Annotated in this window: 21 protein-coding genes; 12 read left to right on the forward strand and 9 right to left on the reverse strand. The window is 63.4% G+C overall.

Annotated elements, in window-relative coordinates:
• The first annotated feature begins 7 nt into the window (after positions 1 to 7).
• On the forward strand, positions 8 to 478 hold the full coding sequence (locus QP941_RS03620; RefSeq protein WP_005322648.1) for a tRNA (cytidine(34)-2'-O)-methyltransferase: 471 nt from the start codon (positions 8 to 10) through the stop codon (positions 476 to 478).
• Here QP941_RS03620 and QP941_RS03625 read toward each other — a convergent pair.
• Positions 462 to 1,814, reverse strand: a complete 1,353-nt coding sequence (locus tag QP941_RS03625) for a PH domain-containing protein (RefSeq protein ID WP_284868037.1) — start codon at positions 1,812 to 1,814, stop codon at positions 462 to 464. The two genes, QP941_RS03620 and QP941_RS03625, sit on opposite strands and share 17 nt — an antisense overlap.
• Complete coding sequence (locus tag QP941_RS03630; RefSeq protein ID WP_179387420.1) at positions 1,811 to 2,272, reverse strand: PH domain-containing protein; 462 nt, start codon at positions 2,270 to 2,272, stop codon at positions 1,811 to 1,813. The genes QP941_RS03625 and QP941_RS03630 overlap by 4 nt, the downstream gene beginning before the upstream one ends.
• A 111-nt stretch (positions 2,273 to 2,383) precedes the next feature.
• Between QP941_RS03630 and QP941_RS03635 the strand changes: the two genes are divergently transcribed.
• Genes QP941_RS03635 through QP941_RS03650 form a run of 4 tightly spaced genes read left to right on the forward strand, consistent with a single transcriptional unit; the run spans position 2,384 to position 3,946 of the window.
• The gene (locus QP941_RS03635; RefSeq protein ID WP_225745926.1) at positions 2,384 to 2,932 is read left to right on the forward strand and encodes a hypothetical protein; all 549 of its coding nucleotides are present in this window, start codon (positions 2,384 to 2,386) and stop codon (positions 2,930 to 2,932) included.
• On the forward strand, positions 2,925 to 3,143 hold the full coding sequence (locus QP941_RS03640) for a helix-turn-helix domain-containing protein (RefSeq protein WP_255632123.1): 219 nt from the start codon (positions 2,925 to 2,927) through the stop codon (positions 3,141 to 3,143). Before QP941_RS03635 ends, QP941_RS03640 begins: the two co-directional genes overlap by 8 nt.
• A 42-nt stretch (positions 3,144 to 3,185) precedes the next feature.
• Entirely contained in the window at positions 3,186 to 3,449 is a 264-nt protein-coding gene (locus QP941_RS03645) for a helix-turn-helix transcriptional regulator (RefSeq protein ID WP_005322660.1), read from the forward strand.
• On the forward strand, positions 3,449 to 3,946 hold the full coding sequence (locus tag QP941_RS03650; RefSeq protein WP_284868038.1) for a hypothetical protein: 498 nt from the start codon (positions 3,449 to 3,451) through the stop codon (positions 3,944 to 3,946). Before QP941_RS03645 ends, QP941_RS03650 begins: the two co-directional genes overlap by 1 nt.
• On the opposite strand, the gene QP941_RS03655 is transcribed toward QP941_RS03650, so the two are convergent.
• Entirely contained in the window at positions 3,943 to 7,062 is a 3,120-nt protein-coding gene (locus QP941_RS03655) for an error-prone DNA polymerase (protein ID WP_284868039.1), read from the reverse strand. The genes QP941_RS03650 and QP941_RS03655 overlap by 4 nt on opposite strands.
• A gap of 137 nt (positions 7,063 to 7,199) precedes the next feature.
• On the opposite strand from QP941_RS03655, the gene QP941_RS03660 reads away from it, so the two are divergent.
• The 3 genes from QP941_RS03660 to QP941_RS03670 all read left to right on the forward strand — a co-directional run bounded on the left by QP941_RS03660 (position 7,200) and on the right by QP941_RS03670 (position 9,848).
• Entirely contained in the window at positions 7,200 to 8,063 is an 864-nt protein-coding gene (locus tag QP941_RS03660; protein WP_284868040.1) for a MetQ/NlpA family ABC transporter substrate-binding protein, read from the forward strand.
• 70 nt (positions 8,064 to 8,133) lie between these two features.
• Positions 8,134 to 9,171, forward strand: coding sequence for a methionine ABC transporter ATP-binding protein (locus tag QP941_RS03665; protein WP_225745930.1), 1,038 nt, complete (start codon positions 8,134 to 8,136; stop codon positions 9,169 to 9,171).
• Positions 9,168 to 9,848, forward strand: a complete 681-nt coding sequence (locus QP941_RS03670; protein ID WP_005322670.1) for a methionine ABC transporter permease — start codon at positions 9,168 to 9,170, stop codon at positions 9,846 to 9,848. The genes QP941_RS03665 and QP941_RS03670 overlap by 4 nt, the downstream gene beginning before the upstream one ends.
• Before the next feature lie 35 nt (positions 9,849 to 9,883).
• On the opposite strand, the gene QP941_RS03675 is transcribed toward QP941_RS03670, so the two are convergent.
• The gene (locus QP941_RS03675; RefSeq protein WP_284868042.1) at positions 9,884 to 10,744 is read right to left on the reverse strand and encodes a sucrase ferredoxin; all 861 of its coding nucleotides are present in this window, start codon (positions 10,742 to 10,744) and stop codon (positions 9,884 to 9,886) included.
• Positions 10,745 to 10,854: 110 nt separating this feature from the next.
• On the opposite strand from QP941_RS03675, the gene QP941_RS03680 reads away from it, so the two are divergent.
• Positions 10,855 to 11,412: an AMIN-like domain-containing (lipo)protein gene (locus tag QP941_RS03680; protein ID WP_284844846.1), complete on the forward strand. Its 558-nt coding sequence runs from the start codon at positions 10,855 to 10,857 to the stop codon at positions 11,410 to 11,412.
• Here the strand turns inward: QP941_RS03680 and QP941_RS03685 are convergent.
• Positions 11,409 to 12,932, reverse strand: a complete 1,524-nt coding sequence (locus QP941_RS03685; protein WP_284868044.1) for a DNA polymerase Y family protein — start codon at positions 12,930 to 12,932, stop codon at positions 11,409 to 11,411. The two genes, QP941_RS03680 and QP941_RS03685, sit on opposite strands and share 4 nt — an antisense overlap.
• Entirely contained in the window at positions 12,929 to 13,525 is a 597-nt protein-coding gene (gene imuA' / locus QP941_RS03690) for a DnaE2-dependent mutagenesis accessory factor ImuA' (RefSeq protein ID WP_284868107.1), read from the reverse strand. The genes QP941_RS03685 and imuA' overlap by 4 nt, the downstream gene beginning before the upstream one ends.
• Positions 13,526 to 13,655: 130 nt before the next feature.
• Between imuA' and QP941_RS03695 the strand changes: the two genes are divergently transcribed.
• Positions 13,656 to 14,075, forward strand: coding sequence for a hypothetical protein (locus QP941_RS03695; protein WP_239280239.1), 420 nt, complete (start codon positions 13,656 to 13,658; stop codon positions 14,073 to 14,075).
• A gap of 137 nt (positions 14,076 to 14,212) precedes the next feature.
• On the forward strand, positions 14,213 to 15,250 hold the full coding sequence (locus QP941_RS03700; RefSeq protein ID WP_284868046.1) for an HNH endonuclease signature motif containing protein: 1,038 nt from the start codon (positions 14,213 to 14,215) through the stop codon (positions 15,248 to 15,250).
• Between the two features lie 66 nt (positions 15,251 to 15,316).
• Here the strand turns inward: QP941_RS03700 and guaA are convergent, their stop codons facing one another.
• Complete coding sequence (guaA, locus tag QP941_RS03705) at positions 15,317 to 16,891, reverse strand: glutamine-hydrolyzing GMP synthase (RefSeq protein ID WP_284868047.1); 1,575 nt, start codon at positions 16,889 to 16,891, stop codon at positions 15,317 to 15,319.
• Positions 16,892 to 16,924: 33 nt separating this feature from the next.
• Between guaA and QP941_RS03710 the strand changes: the two genes are divergently transcribed.
• Entirely contained in the window at positions 16,925 to 17,296 is a 372-nt protein-coding gene (locus tag QP941_RS03710; RefSeq protein ID WP_284868048.1) for a hypothetical protein, read from the forward strand.
• Positions 17,297 to 17,403: 107 nt separating this feature from the next.
• On the opposite strand, the gene QP941_RS03715 is transcribed toward QP941_RS03710, so the two are convergent.
• Together QP941_RS03715 and guaB are read right to left on the reverse strand one after the other, a co-directional pair.
• Positions 17,404 to 18,567, reverse strand: a complete 1,164-nt coding sequence (locus QP941_RS03715; protein ID WP_239278073.1) for a GuaB3 family IMP dehydrogenase-related protein — start codon at positions 18,565 to 18,567, stop codon at positions 17,404 to 17,406.
• A 7-nt stretch (positions 18,568 to 18,574) separates the two neighbouring features.
• Positions 18,575 to 20,095 carry an IMP dehydrogenase gene (gene guaB, locus QP941_RS03720; protein WP_284868049.1) on the reverse strand — a complete coding sequence of 507 codons (1,521 nt, stop codon included), beginning with the start codon at positions 20,093 to 20,095 and terminating at the stop codon, positions 18,575 to 18,577.
• Positions 20,096 to 20,154: the final 59 nt, after the last annotated feature.

The following is a 20,154-nucleotide window of genomic DNA, read 5'->3' on the forward strand; positions in this document are numbered from 1 at the left end:
TGAAGGCATGAGCCAGCTGCACATTGTCTTTGATAACCCGGTCATTCCTACTAATACGGGCAACGCCATCCGCACGGCCGCGGTGACGGGCGCGAGCCTGCACCTGATTGAGCCGCTGGGCTTTAATTTCGACGATAAGCACTTAAAGCGCGCCGGACTGGATTATCACGATCTGGCCGATGTGCAGATTCACAAGGATTTTCAGGCCTGCATGGACGCGCTGCCGGGGGCGCGCGTATTCGCGTTTACCACGCATACGGATAAGTGGTTTACGGATATCGAATACCAAGAGGGCGATGTCTTGCTCTTCGGCACGGAGCCGACTGGCCTGCCGGAGGAGCATATTAACCATCCGCGCGTGACGGACCGCGTGCGCATTCCAATGGTGCCGGCTAGGCGCTCGATGAACCTGTCGAATTCGGCGTCGACGGCCGTATTCGAGGCGTGGCGCCAGCTGGGTTTTAACGGGGCGGTTTAAGCCCTGGCAGCTGGCGGGAGCGCAGGCGGGCAAGGAGTGCGGTGGCGTCGGCAAGCGTGAGGTTGCGCGCGGCCATGCGCACGGGCCCCTGGACTAGGTCGAGGTCGACGGTGGCTAGGCCGAGCGCCTGGGAAATCGGCCCGCGGCGGTAGGTTAGCTCCTGGATATGGGAGGTATGGATGGTCTTGATGCGGCGGTTGAGCCGGCCGTTGCGCACGATGACGTAGTCGCCGGTGAGCGCGACGGTTTGCTGGCGGTAGTCCAGCGGGGAGACCCACTTGGCGCGGGCCGGCGAGGCGTAGGTGGGGGCGGCGTCGGCCGGGAGGAATTGCCGAGCTTGGGCGAGGGTGCCCACTGGCAGGATGCGGGTGGAGCCAGAAGCCTTGCCGCTTGCCGACGCCCCATACCCCGCCACCGAAACCCTCACCTCGTACCAGCCCAGCGGCCGCCAGAGGAAGGGCTGGGTAATTTGCACGGCGTGGATGCGGTCGAGGCGGATGCTTTGGCGGCGGCGATCGGCCAGACCGTAGGTGATGTTGAGGACCTCGCCGTCGGTGCGGGCGGTGTAGCGCCAGGAAGAATCGAGCACGTTCCATGCGTTGGGTATCGCGCCGACGAGGATGGGCAGCGCGGTCGACAGCGGTAGCCGGGTGACCACGACGACGATGAGGAAGCCGACGAGGAAAAGCGTGGAGGCGCGCAGCGCGGCTGCCATAAGGGAGCGCGCGATCGGGATTTCGGGCACGAGGGTCGGTTCTTCGGCCGGCGGGGCGGGTGTTGGGGCGCTGGTCAAGTCGGCGGCGGTTGCGTCGATGTCAGTGTCCGCGGCCGGTGCGGGTGCGCCGTGGACGCGGGCGAGGATGTCCTCGCGCAGGGCTTCGGCGTCGGCCTTTTTGAGGTAGGCGATTTCGATGACTGATGATTGGCCGCCGGCTGTTTCTACACGGACGGCCGCTAGCCGGAAAAGGCGAGCGATGACAGGCTCGACGACGTCGACGGCCTGGGTGCGGTCATAGCGCGCGGTGCGCAGTTGGGTGGAAAAGAGTCCGCGGCGCAGGGATAGCTCGTCCGCGCCGAGCTGGTAGCCCATGCGGCGCCACCACAGGCCGGAGGCGAGCCACACGACCGCGCAGACCGCAACGAACCCGGCGATCGCAATGGCGGTATCGCGCAGGGCCTCACCGCGGTGCTCGCCAGTGATGAAGGCAAAGATATCGCGCAGGGCTTCCAGGTTGACGTTGAGGGCGAAGGCCGCGATGAGGGCCAGGATCACTGACCACAGGCGCAGCAGCGGGGTAAGTCGGTGGACGCGGCGGAAGCTTGGCTGGGTGCTCATAGGCCGCTCATCCGTTCGCGGGCTTGGTGGGCAAGGCGGGTGCGGAGGGCGTCGGCAAGCGGGGCTTCCAGGCCCTTAATGGTGGCGTCCGTGCTGGCCGAGGCCGTGTGGAGCTGCAGCTTTTTCAGCCCGAGGGCGCGGTCGATAGGCCCGGAGGTCACGTCGACGAATTGGATACGGCCGTAGGGCACCACGGTGAAGGAATGCCAGAGCTTGCCGCGAGTGATAAGCAGCTCATCGTCGGTCTCGAGCCAGCCCATGTTGCGCACCTGGGCGGGGATGAGCCAGAGCAGCCAAAAGAAAAGGGCGACGAAAAGCCCGGCCGCCCAGTAGAACCACGGGGTCCACCAGAAACCTGCCGCACCGGCGGCCGCGGCGAGGACAATCATCCAGCTCAGGTGGTGGATATAGCGCGAGGTCACCAGGCGTGGCGAGACGGGATTCATTTCTTCGCTCATAGTTATTGACAGTATCAATCGGGCCATACCCTTGCGTCACTTATCGTTAATCGATATTATCGAATTACGACAACATCGAGAGTCGATAAACAATCGGCGGAAAGGATTGTCATGACTACCCCACAACCCACCTCCAAGGCCGAGCGCCGCGAAATTAACACAGCGGCCACCATCAGCCTCTTTACCATCGTCATCCTGGGCCCCACCTATCTGCGCGACCTTGCCACCGGACGCTTTTCCACCGCACTGAGCGCAGCCATCCCAGAAGGCCTAAGCAAACACAACCTCGACGGCGGACCATTCTGGATGCTCACCGCAGCGCTCGTCGTTAAGATTGCGGCTATTTTGATCATCGCGTTCTTTACCTACCGTCTGGTCAAGCCCATGCTTCGTGGGCAGGTCTTTACTACGAAAAATATTCGCTTCCTCAATGGAATGACCATCGGAATCCTTATCTGGTTTATCGGACGCTTCCCGCTCGAAGGTATGGGCAACAACTGGGCCTCTTCACAGCTAGGGATCGACTGGTGGTCCAGCCAGAGCGGAACGTCATTTGGCGAGCTCACACTGCTCTACCTCTTTGTCTGCGCCCTACAACTCTTCTCAGCCGCCATCAAGCGCGGCTGCAAGCTAGAAGAGGAGGTCGAAGGACTTGTCTGAGCCACAAGGACCCCAGGTAGTCTGCCACCTCGACCAAATAATGGAAGAGCGCGGCATAACCGGAGCGGCACTCGCTAAAGAAGTAGGCATCACCCCAGTTAACCTCTCCGTACTGAAGAATAATCGTGCCAAAGCCGTACGCTTTAGCACCCTCGCAGCACTGTGTGCGGCACTGGACTGCCAGCCGGGCGACATTTTCGGCGTCGAATAACAACCCTTGCCAGGGTGTTGGGTTTATGCAATACTTTGACTCATGTCCCCAAAGAAGAAGCCCTCCGCACCCATTTATAACCGGGTACGCGTGCTGCGCGCCGAGCGGGACATGTCGCGCGCGCAGCTGGCTGAGGCCATCGACGTCAACCCTCAGACCGTCGGCGCGCTTGAGCGCGGCGACCACTCGCCCAGCCTGGACTTAGCCTTCCGCGTCTGTGAGGTCTTTGACCTCCCCGTGGAGGCTATTTTTTCCCGCCAGGAATTTGCCCCTATGTCCACTGAAATCTATAGGAAGAATTCCTAATGGCTACCACAATTCCCGCCTCTGTTTCCCGCCGCAAGCACTTGATCCTAGCCGGCGATATTTTCCTCGGCCTGGCCATCGTGGCGGCGGCCCTGCACTTCTTCGCGCTTGGCTTGTCTAATCTGCTGTGGCCGATAGCCGGCATTGCGGCGACCACGTGCACCACGTGGCTGCGCCAGTCCATTCGGCACCTCGACGTTCCCACTACGGAGATGGATGAGTACGAGCTGCGCCTGCATACCGACGCCCGCGACAAAGGCCTGAAAACCGCATTGGCCACGGCCATAGTGCTCTTCCTCGTCGCCGGCGCCACGGCATTTGGGCTGCGCTTCTCCGGCGCGGAGCAGGTTGCAGTGGAGGAGGCGACCTCGGGGGCTAGTATCGCCATCTTCTTTGCCAAGCTCATCTACACCCAACTGCTGTGGATCCCTTTTGCGGTAGCCAAGGAATTGGCCAATAAGCTCAACGCGGACGAGCTGCGCAGCGGAGGCAACTAGCGGAAATCGCGGGAGCCGCGGGAGAGGAATTCCCCAAAGTCCAGCGGCTCGAGCTTATCTGCGACCACGCTGACCGCGCCGGTGGCATTTTGTACGATGCCGCGGATGATCATTGCCCGGGCGGTGCGGGCCAGAACTCTATGCCGCGACCACAATCCGGGTGAGACCATCACGTTCATCAAACCGGTTTCATCCTCGACGCCCAAAAAGGTCAGGCCAGAAGCAGTACGTGGGCGCTGGCGGTGAGTAATAATGCCGGCGATGCGCACGCGGGTGCCATCGGGGACATGGGGGAGCTGGGAGGCAGGGAGGACGTCGGCAAGCGAAGCACGCACCAGCTCCATCGGCTGCTGATTATGGGTCACGCCGGTGGCGGCGACGTCGGTAGCCATGAGCTCAAACGCGGACATACCGGGCAGGTGCGGCGAGGCCAGGGCGGACGTACCGGGCAGCATGCCCTCACGCTCGGTGGCTGCGACGCCGGCCTGCCACAGCGCTTGGCGACGATCCAGCCCAAGGCACTCCAATGCCCCGGCCGTAGCCAGCGCCTCCACCTGTTCCACACTGAGATCCGCCCGGCGCGAAAGATCGGACACGCTAGCAAAAGGCGCAGCCGCCTCCACGCGCTCGGCAGCGGACTCCCCCAGCCCCTTGATGAGGTTAAGACCCAAGCGAATCTCGGCCAAGCCCGTCGCGCGGGCCTGGGCGCCGGAGTCATTAATGCTTACCGGCAGCACCCGCACGCCGTGGCGCCGAGCATCCTGGATGAGCGACTGCGGGGAATAGAACCCCATCGGCTGCGCGCGCAGCAACCCCACGCAGAATTCCGCCGGGTAGTGGTACTTAAACCACGCGGAAAAATACACCAGCGAGGCAAAGGACTGCGAGTGGGATTCCGGGAAGCCATAGGCGGCGAAGGCCACGATTTTTGCCCAAAGCTTATCCGCTACCTCACCCTCAATACCGTTGGTCTCGCGCAGGCCGGCAAAGAAGCGGCTGCGCAGCGCGGCCATCTTTTCCGGGGAGCGCTTCGAGCCCATGGCGCGGCGCAGGTCATCGGCCTCGGCGCCGGAAAAACCGGCGGCGTCGACCGCGATCTGCATCAACTGCTCCTGGAAGAGCGGGATGCCTAACGTCTTGCCCAGGGATTTTTCCAGCACCGGATGGTCATAGGTCACCTCCTCAAGGCCATCGCGGCGGCGCAGGTAGGGGTGCACGGACCCGCCTTGGATAGGGCCGGGGCGAATGAGCGCGACCTCGACCACCAGGTCAAAGAAGCGGCGCGGCTTCAGGCGCGGCAGCGTGGCTAGCTGCGCACGGGATTCCACCTGGAAGACGCCCACCGCATCGGCGCGGCAGAGCATGTCATAAACTTCCGGCTCGGCAAGGTCGAGCTCCCACAGGTGCACCTCGCGGCCGGTGGTGGCGCGCACGGCATCAATCATGTGGTGCAGCGCCTCCAGCATGCCGAGGCCCAAGAGGTCGAATTTCACCAGGCCAGCGGCCGCACAATCATCCTTATCCCACTGGAGTACGGAGCGGTTGTCCATGCGCGCCCATTCCATAGGAACGACGTCCGCAATGGGCCGATCGCACAGCACCATGCCGCCGGAGTGGATGCCCAGGTGGCGGGGCTGGCCGAGGAATTGCTCGGCTAATGAGGAGACGTCGGCAGGCGGCTCAGAGGTACCTTTCGACCACGCATCGGCCGAGCCCTGCGGGTAGCCCAACGCGCGGGCGGCATCGCGCGTAGCTCCCTTGCGGCGATAGGTAATGACATTGGCCACCTGCGCGGCGCGATCGCGGCCGTGGGTGCGGTAGACATACTGGATGACTTCCTCGCGGCGGCCGGACTCGATGTCGATATCAATATCGGGCGGGCCATCGCGGTCCGGGGAGAGAAAGCGCTCGAAGAGCAACTGCGCGGAAATGGGCTCAGCGTTGGTAATGCCCAGCGCAAAGCACACCGCGGAGTTGGCGGCCGAGCCGCGGCCTTGGCACAGAATATTCTCGCGGCGGCAAAAATCCACCAGGTCGCACACGATCAGGAAGTAGCCGGGGAAGCCCAGCTGCTTGATGACGCCCAGCTCATGCCGAATCTGCTTCCTTGCCGCCTGCCTGATCTCGGCCGGGCGCGAGGCATAGCGGTCCTTGGCGCGGCGCCAGACCTCGTGCTCCAGCCAGCTCATTTCGGTGTACCCCTCCGGCACCGGAAAATGCGGCAGGTTGGGCGCGAGGGCGTCCCAGGTAAAGGAACACTCGCGGGCGAGCGCCACGGTTTCGGCGATGAGCTCCGGCCGATCCGGCAAGAGTTGCGCCATCTGCTCGCCGGATCGCAGCCAGCCCGCACCCATGGGGTGGGCGTGCGGCGCGGCGGCCGCGAGAGATTCGCGCCGGGCCAGGGCACGCTTGGCGGCGGCGAGCCGAGTTTGGTCGCGGGTCGCGGCCGCGGGCCGTGCGGTTGCGATGGCCCGCAGGTTATTGTATTTATCGAGGAAACGGTGCCGATCCGCATCCCCGGGGGACATGCTGCACGAATATTCGAGAACTATGCTGTCTATTTTTATTCTTTCGAGCAGGTTATCGATTTCTGCTAGCGCCTCCGGCCCCACCAGAAAGAAGCACTCCCCCTCCAGTTCGCGCGCCACCTCATCCAAGGACGGATAAGCCACGCGATCCTTCTCCCCGGCTTCCATCCGGGCGCGCGCAATAAGGCGCGACAGACGGCGATAGCCCTCCGGGGTGCGCGCCAGCACGGTCACCGGGGCCTCCGCGAGCGATAGCTCCGCACCATATACAGCCGGAAGGTCCGCTTTAGCTGCGGCTTCAGCAAATTTCATCAGGCCATAAAAACCATCGCGGTCCACGATGGCCAGCCCCTCAAGGCCTAGCTCCACAGCCCGGGCCACCAGCTCCTCCGGCTCGGCAGCGCCGTCAAGAAAGCTATAGGAACTTACCGCGTGCAGCTCCGCAAAGGGCACGGCGGAGTGACCGCGCTGGGCAGGAACCGTTGGTCCGTGAAGGTGATCCACCGGCACGGGCGCAGCAGATTCACGGCCGGAGAGAATGCACTCCACCCGCGACCACGACAATGCCCTTCCGCCATTAAATTTCACTCCAGACAGCGTAATATCGAATCATTGTTCTAGACAAGCTGGTGGGGCGTGATGCCCGCAATAGACAAAGCGGTTCGCTGATTGCTAAGTTGCTAAACAAGCAAATTATTTCAACTCCTACAAGAAGGGGATTCCCCATGCAGATCCGTCGCGTAGTGGCTGCTACCGCCGCCGTATCCATCGCCGCCACCAGCCTGGTGGCATGCTCTTCCGACTCCGATGACTCCAAGACCATCAAAGTCGGCACCACCGATGACGCAAAGAAGGCTTGGGTAGCGTTCGAGCAGGAAGCAAAGAACGCAGGCTATGACATCGATATCCAGCCTTTCGCGGATTACAACACCCCGAACCAGGCTCTGGACCAGGGCGAGCTGGACACCAATAACTTCCAGCACCTGAAGTTCTTGGCGGAGTATAACCACGGCAACGGCACCAACCTGGTGCCTATCGTGGCTACCGAGATCGTGCCGCTGGCACTGTTCTGGAAGGACCACGACTCCCTCGACGGCATCGAGGGCGAAGAGGTCGCCATCCCGAATGACTCCACCAATCAGGCTCGCGCCATCAACGTGCTGGTTCAGGCCGGCCTTCTCACCCTGAAGGACAAGGACAACTTGGAGCCCACCCCGCTGGATATTGACGAGGCGAAGTCCAAGGTCAAGGTCACCCCGGTAGACGCGGCACAGACCACGTCCGCACACGGCGAGGGCACCCCGGCGATTATCAATAACTCTTTCCTGGAGCGCGCCGGCATCGACCCAGCCACCGCCATCTTCCAGGACGACCCGAACTCTGAAGAGGCAGAGCCGTACATCAATGTCTTCGCCGTTCGCGAGGAAGATGCCGATAACGAGGACATCAAGAAGCTCGCCGAGCTATGGCACAGCGACGCCGTCCAGGAGGGCGTTGACGAAGACTCCGCCGGTACCTCTGTTGAGGTGGAGCGCAGCCAGGAGGATCTGCAGAAGATCCTGGATAAACTCGAAGCAGATCTGGACTAATCACCCTTGCTTTTACCCCGCCGGAGCCCCCGGCGGGGTTTGGCACTTTCCTAGCTAAGGACGCAAACACGTGGCAGATTCCACTCAACGCGGCACCCGCATCGAGTTCCGCGAGATCACCAAGGTCTTTAAACAGAAAAAGGCACGAGTCAAGGCCCTCGACAATGTCTCCATGACCATCGAGCCCGGCGAAATCGTCGGCATCATTGGCTATTCCGGCGCCGGCAAGTCCACCCTCGTGCGCATGATCAACGGCCTGGACACCCCGTCCGCCGGCGAGCTGTTGCTCGACGAGACCAATATCGTTGGCATGTCCGAGAAGAAGCTGCGCGGCATTCGTCGCAATATCGGCATGATCTTCCAGCAGTTCAACCTGATGAACTCGCGCACCGCGGCCGGCAATATTGAATACCCGCTGCAGCTGCAGGGCGTCGGCAAGCAGGAGCGCGCCCAGCGCGTGCAAGAGTTGCTGGACTTCGTCGGCCTGGGAGACAAGGGCAAGAGCTACCCGGAGCAGCTCTCCGGCGGCCAGAAGCAGCGCGTTGGCATTGCCCGTGCGCTGGCCACCAACCCTTCGCTGCTGCTTGCCGACGAAGCCACTTCCGCCCTCGACCCCACCACCACGCAGGAAGTCCTCGACCTGCTGCGCCGGGTGAACAAGGAATTCGGCATCACCATCGTCGTTATTACCCACGAGATGGAAGTCGTACGCTCCATCGCCGATAAGGTCGCCGTGATGGAAAACGGCCGCGTAGTAGAACAAGGCAGCGTCTACGAAGTCTTCTCCAACCCGCAGACCTCCGTGGCCGCCAAGTTCGTGGCCACCTCGCTGCGCAACGAACCCGACGTCGTCGAAACCGACGACCTGCTCGCGCACGAAGGCCGCCTGTTTACCATCAACCTCACCGAGGAATCTGGCTTCTTCACCGCCGCCGCTCGGCTCAAGGAAGCCGGCGTGTCCATCGCCGTCGTGCACGGCGGTATCACCACGTTGCAGCAGCATTCCTTTGGCAAACTGACCGTGCGACTCAGCGGCGATAATAACGCCATCGAAGAGTTCTACCGCACGCTTTCTACCACCACCCAGATTGAGGAGATTGCACGATGACCGTCACCAACCTCGCCCAAGCCAACTGGGATCGTCTTGGCCCCTCGCTCGCCGACGCCATCGTCGACACCCTCATCATGGTCTCGACCACCCTCATCGTCTCCGGCATCCTCGGCCTTGGCCTAGGCATGCTGCTCTACACCACCCGCACGGGCGGCATCCTGCAAAACCGGTTTGTCTACGTCATTGTTAACCTGCTGGTGAACTTCGTCCGCCCCATCCCGTTCATCATTTTGCTGGCCTTTGCCCAGCCGTTGACCGTCGCCGTAATGGGAGGTTCCATCGGCCGCGGCCCAGCGACCTTCGTCATGGTGATCGCCGCAACCTTCTCCGTGGCCCGTGTGGTGGAGCAAAACCTCGTGGCCATCGATCCCGGTGTTATCGAAGCCGCCCGCTCCATGGGTGCCTCGCCGTGGAAGATCATTACCTCCGTGATCGTTCCGGAGGCCCTCGGCCCGCTGATTCTGGGCTACACCTTCCTGTTCATCGCCATCGTGGATATGTCCGCCATGGCCGGCTACGTCGGCGGCGGCGGCTTGGGCGACTTTGCCATCGTCTACGGCTACCGCGCCTTTGAGTGGGAAGTCACCGTCGTGGCTACGCTCATCATCATCGTGCTGGTGCAGGCCGCCCAGTTCCTCGGCAACTGGCTTTCTTCCAAGGTCATGCGCCGCTAGCCCCCGCTTGCCGACGCCGCCCCGCCCCGCGCGGCCTACCCCGCGACCGGCTCCACGCCGGTCGCTACGATGGCTTGGCCTTTCTTCGGCGCATCGCCGCACGAAGAGACCACGCCTTCTACCTCGCGCTCCTCGAGCGCCACGCGCCAGCGCCGGCCGTCAGCGTGGCTGACCTCGCCGCCGTCGGTGACAGTGAGCTGGCCGTAGGAGAGGTCCTCGCCGGCGTCGATAAGCGAGCGGGCCACCGCCAACTCCGCCACCTGGCCGCGCGGGCCGAAAATACCGCGCCCGCGATTTACTGGGTAGAAATACTTCCCCTTCGCCGCCGCCGCAATCATTTGCGCGGCGGCTTCTTTATTCATGCGGCCAAAGGAATAGGCCCATGGCATGAGCATGACCGAAGGCGCGAATCGGTGCCCCTTCGTGTGCGAGGTCTCCCACACCATATCCGGATAATCCGCCACCAGCTCCGCGGCCAGCGGCCGACCCTTGACCGCACAACACGTATCACGCTTCGCATGCGTGCACACCAGCACCAGCGGCGTATCCAAAGCGCCACCCCCATTGCGGCCAGGCCCGGTCAGGTCCAGATCGAGGATCTTCTCCGGGCCCGTCAGCAGCACGAGTTCCATCACGCCCTGCTCGGCCCACACCAGGTAACAACGGTGCATCTTGCCTACTTGGCGGCCATCGCGGCCCGGCCGGCGAATAAGCTGCAGCCCTGCCATACCCTTCAGCTTGGTCTGGAGCTGCGCTGTGAGCTCCGGCCCAAAGGTATCGCCGTCGAGCACGTCTCGCGACCATCCGCCCGGCCACTCGAAAAGCACATAGACGGATTCCTTCTTCGCCGTGCCTGGCAGCGGCTCTACCTGGATATCTGAACAGAACTCGGTCATATACCTAAGCCTAACCTTTCTGCTTTTCAGCTCACACCCTTGGCAACAATTCGGCCACGAAGTACCCCCTCAGCTATACAGTTCACGGCCGAAAATATAACCTAGGGGACATGTTGAAAGTCCGTCTCGCCGCAACGCTTCTCGTCGCTGCTTTTCTCAGCGGCTGCGCCGCCCACGAGACGGACCGCACCACCATGGCCGCGTCCGCGGATAACTCCCAGCTCAATCCGCTAGGCCAGGCCAATATGGAGATGAAAACCCTCCGACCGCAGGCGCCCTCCGAGCTCACGGTGACCGACGTGCGCATCGGCCGGCACGAGGGTTTTGAGCGCGTTGTCTTCGAGCTCGACGGCGGCGGCGCTCCTGGGTGGTTCGTGGATTACACCGACACACCCACACAACAGGGTTCCGGCAAGACCATTGACCACTCCGGCGAGACCGCACTCAATGTCAATATCGACGGCGTGGTCTATCCCTTCGAGGCAGGCAAGGACGATCCCCGCATCGGCGTGGTGGATGCCCCTACGGAAGGAATTGTCACCCAAGTGGTCAATGGCGGCACCTACGAGGGCCGCTGCCAATTTGTCATCGGCATGACCTCTCGCAAGCCTTATTCCGTGCAGGTGCTCGATAACCCCACTCGCCTCGTGGTCGATATTCGCGATTAATAGGTCGCCTCAACCCGCCAGCGGCCGCCGGACCATACCAAGAGCCAGGCCCGTTGATGCTCTTCGTGCTCGGCTTGGCCCACCACCTGCAGGCGCGCTACGTGCTGTGGAGTATCGGTCCACCACTGCGTATCCACCGGCCAGGGTCCGGCCCAGCCCAGCACACGAAAACGATGCGCACCCCAACCCAAGGCCACCGGCACGCTGGAGAGGAGGGCTTCGGCGGTAACGAAGACGGGTCGCTCGGCGGCGTCGATAAGCCGAATGCGCGCGGCCGGGTGGTTCGGCCCACCGCCCAGCCGTGCAGGCAGGGGCGCGGGAATGCGGCCGGGCCACTCGCCCCGCGGCGGTGCGTCGCGCTGCTCACCATAGGGCACGTACTCGATGCGTTCGGCCACCCCACGGCCGCCCACTGCCCGCGGCTGCAGCACGCGGTCCACCCCCAGCTGCGATTGCACACGGGCGATCACGCGTTTGACCTGCTCCTGCGAGCCTTCCCCACCCCAGAGGCCGGTGGCGGACGGGGCGGCAACCTCCACCGGCTCCAGCGCTAGGCGGCGGATGGCCGCGCCCTCACCAGTAGCGCGCGTGAGCCAACCATCGAGCTGCCAGCGCACCCGGTCCGCGGTGGCCTGCTCCGTCAGCGCTTCCTGTGTGCGCCATACCCGCGCCAGCTCCTCACCGGTGTCAAACTCCGCCACCACGCGCAGCCGCAGGCACACCTTGCCGGCCTCCTCCAAGCGGGCATGCAGCCGAGCCGCGAGTTGGCGGGCCGCGAACGCCGCCGCATCCACGCGCTCGATGCGCTCTTCCATTTCCACGGCCAGGTCTGGACGCGCCAGCTCTGGGGCCACGCGCCTATCCGCACGGGCTTGGGCCAGTTCGTGCGCACGCCGGCCCGACTCACCAAACCGGGTAGCTACCTGCTTAAACGGCAGCGCAGCCAAGTCACCCAGCCGCCGCACGCCTAGCTTATCCAGCTGCGCGATAAACCCAGCCTCAAAGCCCAAGGCCTCATCGGCCGCCAGCACGCCTATGGGCTGGGTGGCCAAAAACTCCCGCGAGCCGCCCTCCGGCACCACTGCGCCCACACCACGGTGCCGGGCTGCAATGACGGCCGTGGCAATCTCATCGGCGACGCCGAGGGTGGAGTCGAAGCCGGCGTACGAAGAGGCGTCGACAAGCATCTCTAGTGCTTTCTCCCCGTGGTAGCGCAGCGCCGCGCCCGCATCCACAATCGCCAGGCCCGGGCGCAACACCTCCACCGAGGACGCCACCGCATCTAAGCCGGCCGCGACCTCCGCAAACGCCGCGCCATCCCGATCCGGATTGGCCTCCACCACTGCGGCCTCGGGGCACAGCGCTTGGGCCTGGCGCAGACGCATCCCGCGCCGAACACCCGCCCGGCGCGCCCTCCTATCGCACACCGCCACCGCGTGATTGCGCGCAATAATCATAGGACCCTGCCCGCCGGCGGCCTGGATGGGCCAATCCGGAAACCACACGGCCGCTACCCTCATACGGCCTCCAACCGGCGGCGCTGCCCCACCGTGAGCACCCCGCGCGAGGTAGCCTGCTTCGAGGTCACCTCCACCTCCATGTCCACGCCGCGAATGCGCCCACTGCCCTTGCCGACGCCCCGATAGGCACTCACCCGCGCCCCTATCCCCACCGCCGTGCTGGGCAGGCGCGTGCCCACCGTGAGCACCGCCGCGCGCCCGCCGCGCACCTTTGCCAGCACCGGCCGAGCCTTGGTAGGGCTCACCTCGCCGGGCGGCCCATGGTGGACAACAAGGTCTAGCCCTTCCGCCAATACTCCCGTCACCATCCAGGATTCCAGGCCCGGATCCGGCACGGTCACCACACGTTCGATATCGCCCTTATCGGCCACCTGTGCGAGTAGCAAATCCGGCCACCCCACCACTGCCACATGCCCGCCACGGGCGGTGAGGTGACAGATAAGCTCCACCACCAGCGCTGGACAGTTTGCACAGTGCACCACCTGCCGGCGCGCCAGCCCACCTGCGGGAAGCAAGCGGGCCAGGCCGGGAAGCGTATCTACCAGCTCTTCTTCCGGGCCACGCTCCATAGCGCGCATGCGGCTACGCAGCATCGCCACACGGTCCGACCTACTTAGCCCGGCCACCGCTTTTTCTAGGCGAACGCTCGTTTGACTCACCCGAATAGTATGAACCCTCACCCGGACACATGCAAGTGTATGTTCGAATGGTAGCCTTAGCGGCATGAACTTCAACGCTGCCTACGGCGCCATGCGCGAGCACACCACACCCATCCCTACCCCGCCTTGGGTGCGTTTGGGCTCGTCCATCCTCATCGGTGCGGCCGTGGCACTCTTGGCTAGCCGCGCGCATATCTTTGCCGCACTGGTCGGGGCACTCGTATGCCTCGTGGCGGCCTTCGTTCTCGTCTTTGCCCACCCCTACCGCCGCGCGATGCGCGCTTATGCCGACAAGCGCAACGTCACTCTGGTTCCCACCATCGCACAGCTCGTGCCACTGATGATTCTGTGGCTTATGGTGATGCTCGCGCCCATCGTGGCCCTGCCCGCATGGGGCGCCGGGCTGGTGTGGCTAGTGGTCTTTGGGCTGAGCTTTTTCGTCTTCCCCCACGTGGATGGCACGCGCCGGCTCGCGTTTGCCTAATCTATACGACACTTTTCGGGGTTATCCACAGCTTTTCCGGCCCACGGCGAGTATGCGGGCCGGGTTATCCACAGAATCGGCCGTAGCGATTGCGCCGGCCCTGCGCCGGTGTAGGTGCGCGCCGTAGCGTTGCAAGCATGAACGCACTCGAGACCTACCTCACCGCCTTGGGCCCTGGCATGGACATCATCGCCGGATGCCAAGGCATGTCCGGGTCCGAGCTCATGGACCGCGGCGCACCCGATGCCATCGCCGCCGATCTGCTTCTTTTGTGCGAAAGCTACTTCGGCCGCACCAAATTTACGCGCCTGCAGCACCGCGCTATTGCCGACGCCCGCCGCAACACCCACTCCATCGCCACCCTTGCCGCCCTAGAACGCATTGTTAACCGCGCGCCAAGCAAGAAGCAGGCCTGGCAGCTGCGCGCGGAATGCTGCGCGATGACCGGCTCGATGAGCCACATCCTTAAGCACGCCCGCCGGCGCTTGCGCGAAATGAAGGACAACACCGTAACCCCAGGCGTACGCACTTACCGACGCCCCAATGATTACTGGACGCTGGCCATCACCGGAACCTCTAGTTTCATCGCGGATCTCAACGCCGCGCTGGCCGCGACCGGAAAGCAAGCGCTCGAGGCGGTAGAAAAGATCTTCTTTGACCAAGCTGCGGCCGCGCGGGCAGAAGTGGTGACCAATGCCATCGTGCCGTTAGACAGATTCATCCGCATCCGCGATGGCCGCGGCGATGATATCGAGCTCGATCTGACCAACGGTGCCACCATCACCGGCACCGAATATCTGCGGCGTGTGCTCAACGACGTCGGCTTTGCTGGCGACAAAGAAACCGGCTACGTCACGCTCGTGCACCCCGAAGAAGGACCAGTCAATCTCTACCGCACGGCGCGCGTGGCCAATGACAAGCAGCGCATTATGGCCGCTGCAGAAAACCCACGCTGCGCCTGGCCGGGCTGTAACCAGCCGGCCGACCTCTCCCAAGTCCACCACCTCAAGGCGTGGAGCAACGGCGGGGAGACGAATATGAAAAACCTGGTCATGTGCTGCGCTTACCATAATGGTGTCAACGACGATGACCCCAACGCCCCACCTCGGCGCGGCCGCCTCGAGCGGGTGGGAGGGCGCATTGTGTGGCGGCCACCGTTTACCCCGCGCGAGTAAACGCCGGCGCCAAAACGAGCGAAAAGGCGCTCAGCACTAGACTGAGCGCCTTCTACGCATGCCGTTTTACTCCCACTCGATGGTTCCCGGTGGCTTGGAGGTGCAGTCCAAGACCACGCGGTTGACGTCCTTCACCTCGTTGGTGATGCGGGTAGAAATCTTCTCCAGCACTTCGTACGGCAGGCGGGTCCAGTCCGCAGTCATGGCGTCTTCCGAGGACACTGGGCGCAGCACAATCGGGTGGCCATAGGTACGGCCGTCGCCCTGCACGCCAACGGAGCGGACATCGGCCAGCAGTACTACCGGGCACTGCCAAATCTGGTCATCCAAGCCGGCATTGGTCAGCTCGGTACGAGCAATAAGGTCCGCCTCGCGCAGCGTCTCCAAGCGCTCTTCGGTCACCTCACCGATAATGCGGATGCCCAATCCCGGACCGGGGAATGGCTGACGGTTGACGATCTCTTCCGGCAGACCCAGCTCACGGCCGACGGCACGCACCTCGTCCTTAAACAGCAGGCGCAACGGCTCAACCAGTTCGAACTCCACGTCATCTGGCAGACCGCCGACATTGTGGTGAGACTTAATATTCGCCGTGCCATCGCCGCCGCCAGACTCGACGACATCCGGGTACAGGGTGCCCTGAACGAGGTAGTCGATGGTGGAGCCTGCAGGGGCGTCGTCAAGCACGCCTGCAACCGCGCGCTCAAAGGAACGGATAAACTCCGCACCGATGGCCTTGCGCTTGGCTTCTGGGTCGCTAACGCCTGCCAACTTATCCAGGAAGGCGGCGCGCTCATCCGCAGTCACCAGCTTCGCGCCGGTGGAGGCAACGAAGTCCTTTTCTACCTGCTCGCGCTCGCCGGCACGCAGCAGGCCGTGGTCAACGAAGACACAGGTGAGGCGATCTCCAATGGCGCGCTGCACCAGTGCGGCCGCCACCGCGGAATCCACACCGCCGGACAGGCCACAAATAGCGCGGCCTTCCTCGCCCACCTGTGCGCGGACATCCGCGATGAGCTGCTCGGCGATATTATCGGCCGTCCAATTCTGCTCTAGGCCAGCGATCTCGGTAAGGAAACGGGTAAGCACTTCTTGGCCGTGCGGCGAGTGGAGCACCTCAGGGTGGTACTGCACGCCGGCCATCTGCTTGGCTGGGCACTCCATAGCGGCAACGGGAGCACCGGCCGAAGTAGCAGTAACCTCAAAGCCTTCGGGAGCGGCAGATACGGCATCGCCGTGGGACATCCACACCTTGTGGGTAGCCTCCAGGCCTTCGTGAAGTACACCGCCCTTAACATTCATATCGGTACGGCCGTATTCACGCTCGCCGGTGGAAGAGACAGTGCCACCAAGCGCATGGTTCATGGCCTGGAAGCCGTAGCAAATGCCGAAAACCGGAATGCCGAGCTCAAGTAGCTCCGGCTTGAGGGCCGGGGCGCCATCGGCATATACGGAAGATGGTCCACCCGACAAAATGAGAGCGGCTGGATCCTTTGCTTTAATTTCCTCTACAGAAGCGGAGTTGGGGACAACCTCGGAGTAAATCTTGGCCTCGCGCACGCGACGGGCAATAAGCTGCGCGTACTGAGCGCCAAAGTCCACAACGAGGACGGGGCGCGGGGTAGTATTTGGCTTAGTCACGCCCCATAGTCTAACCCACTAAACTGATAGCTTATGAAGCGCTTGACTATTGTGCTCGCCGCGGGGCTGTTGTTGTGCGGTTGTGACGCCACCCCAACTACGGCCGAGGTGGCGTCTGCGCTGGATGAACAAGGCCCGCAACAGGTGACGCTTCCGGCCGCGGAAGTCTTTGGAAGCGAGTGGGATGAGTGGGTTCCATTGTGCGGCACGCAGCAGGCAGAGCGCGTGGGGCATCCAGAAGTAGCGCAAAATTCGGTGGTTCTACGCGCGAGCGGCGAAGAAAAGGTTGTAGAGCTCAATCCCACGGGAGTACGCGTGTGCCCAGTCCACAACTCAGGGCAATGGCGGCCGATGACGGGCAAGACCACGTGGAGGCGCGAAGGCGGCTGGCAGTTGCTCTCGTAACTACTCCCCCTCCCCGCCAAGTTGTATCTATTCAGCGAAGAAGGAAGCTTAAAAAGAAACGCGGCTGCGCCAAAAAGGCACAGCCGCGTCGGGGACTCTCGCGCGGATTAGTAGCGCACGGCGAGTTCGACCTTCTGGAAGGACTTCAGGTCGGTGTAGCCGCACTTGGCCATGGACCGGCGCAGCGCGCCGACCAAGTTGGTGCGGCCAAAAGGCTCACTGGAGGGGCCATGCAGCACGGTTTCCAGCGACGGAGCGGCCGACTCTTCGGCGGCTTCGGCCGAGGTACCGGTGGTGAGGAAATCAACGTCCAAGTCGGTATCGGCCCCGGAGAACTGGACGAAGCCGCGTGGGAAACGCGGGTGGCCGGCCGTGGCGGGCCAGTACCAGCCCTTGCCGCCGGCCTCGCGGGCCTGGGCAAGCAGTGGGCCGAGAGCAACACCGTCAGCGCCGCAGGCGAAGGCCTTGGCAATATTGCCGGAGTTTTCAAACTCGGTATCGGCGATGATGTGTACATAACGGCCGCCGGTCTCGTCGAGGTAGTCGCGGCGGGCTGCGGCGGCGTCGGCAATCGCGGTGCCCATGGCCGAGTCGATGCCAACGGTCTCGGCGTTGGTGGTCACACCCGCGCCTACGATGACGCCGGCCGCGCCGGTACGCATCAGGTGTAGCGCGGTGGTGTAGTCGGTAACTCCGCCGGCAATGACGGGAACGTCCAGCGAGCCAATGAACTCCTTGAGGTTCAGCGGCTCACCGCCGGTAGCCACGTGCTCGGCCGAGACCAGGGTGCCCTGGATAAACAGCAACTCGGCACCGGCCGCGATGACCTTCGGGGCCATCTCGCGAGCATTTTGCGGAGAAACGCGCACAGCAACGGTAACCCCGGAGTCGCGGACTTGGGAGATGCGCTCGGTAAGGAGGGCGTCGTCAAGCGGGGCGGCGTGCAGCTCCTGGATGATGGAGTTATCGCCCGGCTGCGAGTAAATGCGGGCCAGGGCGCCCTCGAGGTCCTTGTGGCGACCCCACAGGCCCTCGGCATTGATGACACCCAAGCCGCCTTGCTTGCCCATCTCGATGATGAACTCGGGGGTGGCGAGCGCATCAGTGGGGTGGGACACGAAGGGGATGTCGAAGGTATAGGCGTCGATGTGCCAGGTGGTGTCCACGTCCTTGGAGGAACGGGTGCGGCGCTGCGGCACGATGGATAGTTGCTCTAGATCGAAGGTGCGGCGGGCCTCGCGGCCGATGCCGATTTCGGCGTATTCACGCATGATATTCCTAGCGGTAGTTTGGTGCTTCTGCGATTTGCTGCAAGTGGTGCGGGTGGGATTCCTTTAGGCCCGCGGCGGTGATTTGGACGAAGCGCTTGGTCTTCAGCTCGGCCAGGGTGGCGGAGCCGGTATAGCCCATGGAAGCGCGCAAGCCGCCGACGATCTGGTGCACGATGGCATCGATATCGCCGCGGAAGGGCACACGGCCCTCGACGCCTTCTGGAACCAGCTTGTCCTCGCTGCGCACATCGGCCTGGAAGTAGCGGTCCTTGGAGTAGGAGCGCTTCTCGCCGGAAAGTCCGCGGCCCTGCATGGCGCCCATGGAGCCCATGCCGCGGTAGCGCTTGTACTGCTTGCCCTGGTAGACCACGATGTCACCGGGGGCTTCGGTGGTGCCGGCAAACATGGAGCCCAGCATGACGGTATCGGCGCCGGCCGCCAGGGCCTTGGCGACGTCGCCCGAGTACTGCATGCCACCATCGCCGATAACCGGTACACCGGCCGGGCCAGCTACTGCGGCGGCCTCCATCAGGGCCGTAATCTGCGGCGCGCCCACGCCGGCGACGACGCGGGTGGTGCAAATGGAGCCTGGGCCGATGCCGACCTTGATGGCGTCGGCGCCGGCATCAATCATTGCCTGGGCAGCCTCGCGGGTGGCGAGGTTACCGCCGATGACATCGACCTTGGAACCGAAATCCTTTTGCACGCGGGAGACCATTTCCAGCACGCGGTTGTTGTGGGCGTGGGCGGAGTCGACGACGAGGGCGTCCACGCCGGCGTCGACAAGCGCGGCGGCGCGCTGGTAGGACTCTTCCCCGGTACCGATGCCGGCCGCAACCAACAGGCGGCCGGCCGAGTCCTTGGACGCGTTGGGGTACTGCTCGGTCTTGACAAAGTCCTTGACGGTGATCAGGCCGGTGAGCTTATTATCCGCATCGACGATGGGCAGCTTTTCCACCTTATTGGCCGAAAGCAGTTCGAGGGCTTCCTTCTTAGATACACCCTCGCGCGCAACAACAAGCGGCATGGCCGTCATGACCTCGCTGACCTTGCGGTCAAAGTCAGGCTCGAAGCGCATATCGCGGTTGGTGCAAATGCCCATCAGGGTGCCGTCCTCGTCTACCACCGGCAGGCCGGAGATGCGGAAGCGGGCGCACAGCGCGTCTACTTCCCCGATGGTCATATCCGGGCGCGCAGTGATGGGGTCGGTGACCATGCCGGACTCGGAGCGCTTCACAATCTCGACCTGCTCGGCCTGGTCCTCGGTAGACAGGTTGCGGTGCAGCACGCCGATACCGCCTTGGCGGGCCATGGCAATGGCCATGCGGGCCTCGGTCACGGTATCCATGGCGGCCGAGGCAAGCGGAACGCCGAGGCGGATATTGCGGGTAAATTGCGCGCCGGTATCGACCTCGGAGGGCACGATATTGGATTCGGCGGGCAAAAGGAGCACATCGTCAAAGGTCAGGCCGCGCAGGGCTACCTTGTTCGGGTCATCTCCACCAGTATGAATACGGTTCTCGCTCATCGAGGTCTCTCCTTAACAGGTTTAGCGGCTAACCCAACTGTAGTGCGTTGCCGGCCGAA

The sequence above is a fragment of the Corynebacterium sp. MSK150 genome, from assembly GCF_030229215.1.
Classification (GTDB): Bacteria; Actinomycetota; Actinomycetes; order Mycobacteriales; family Mycobacteriaceae; genus Corynebacterium.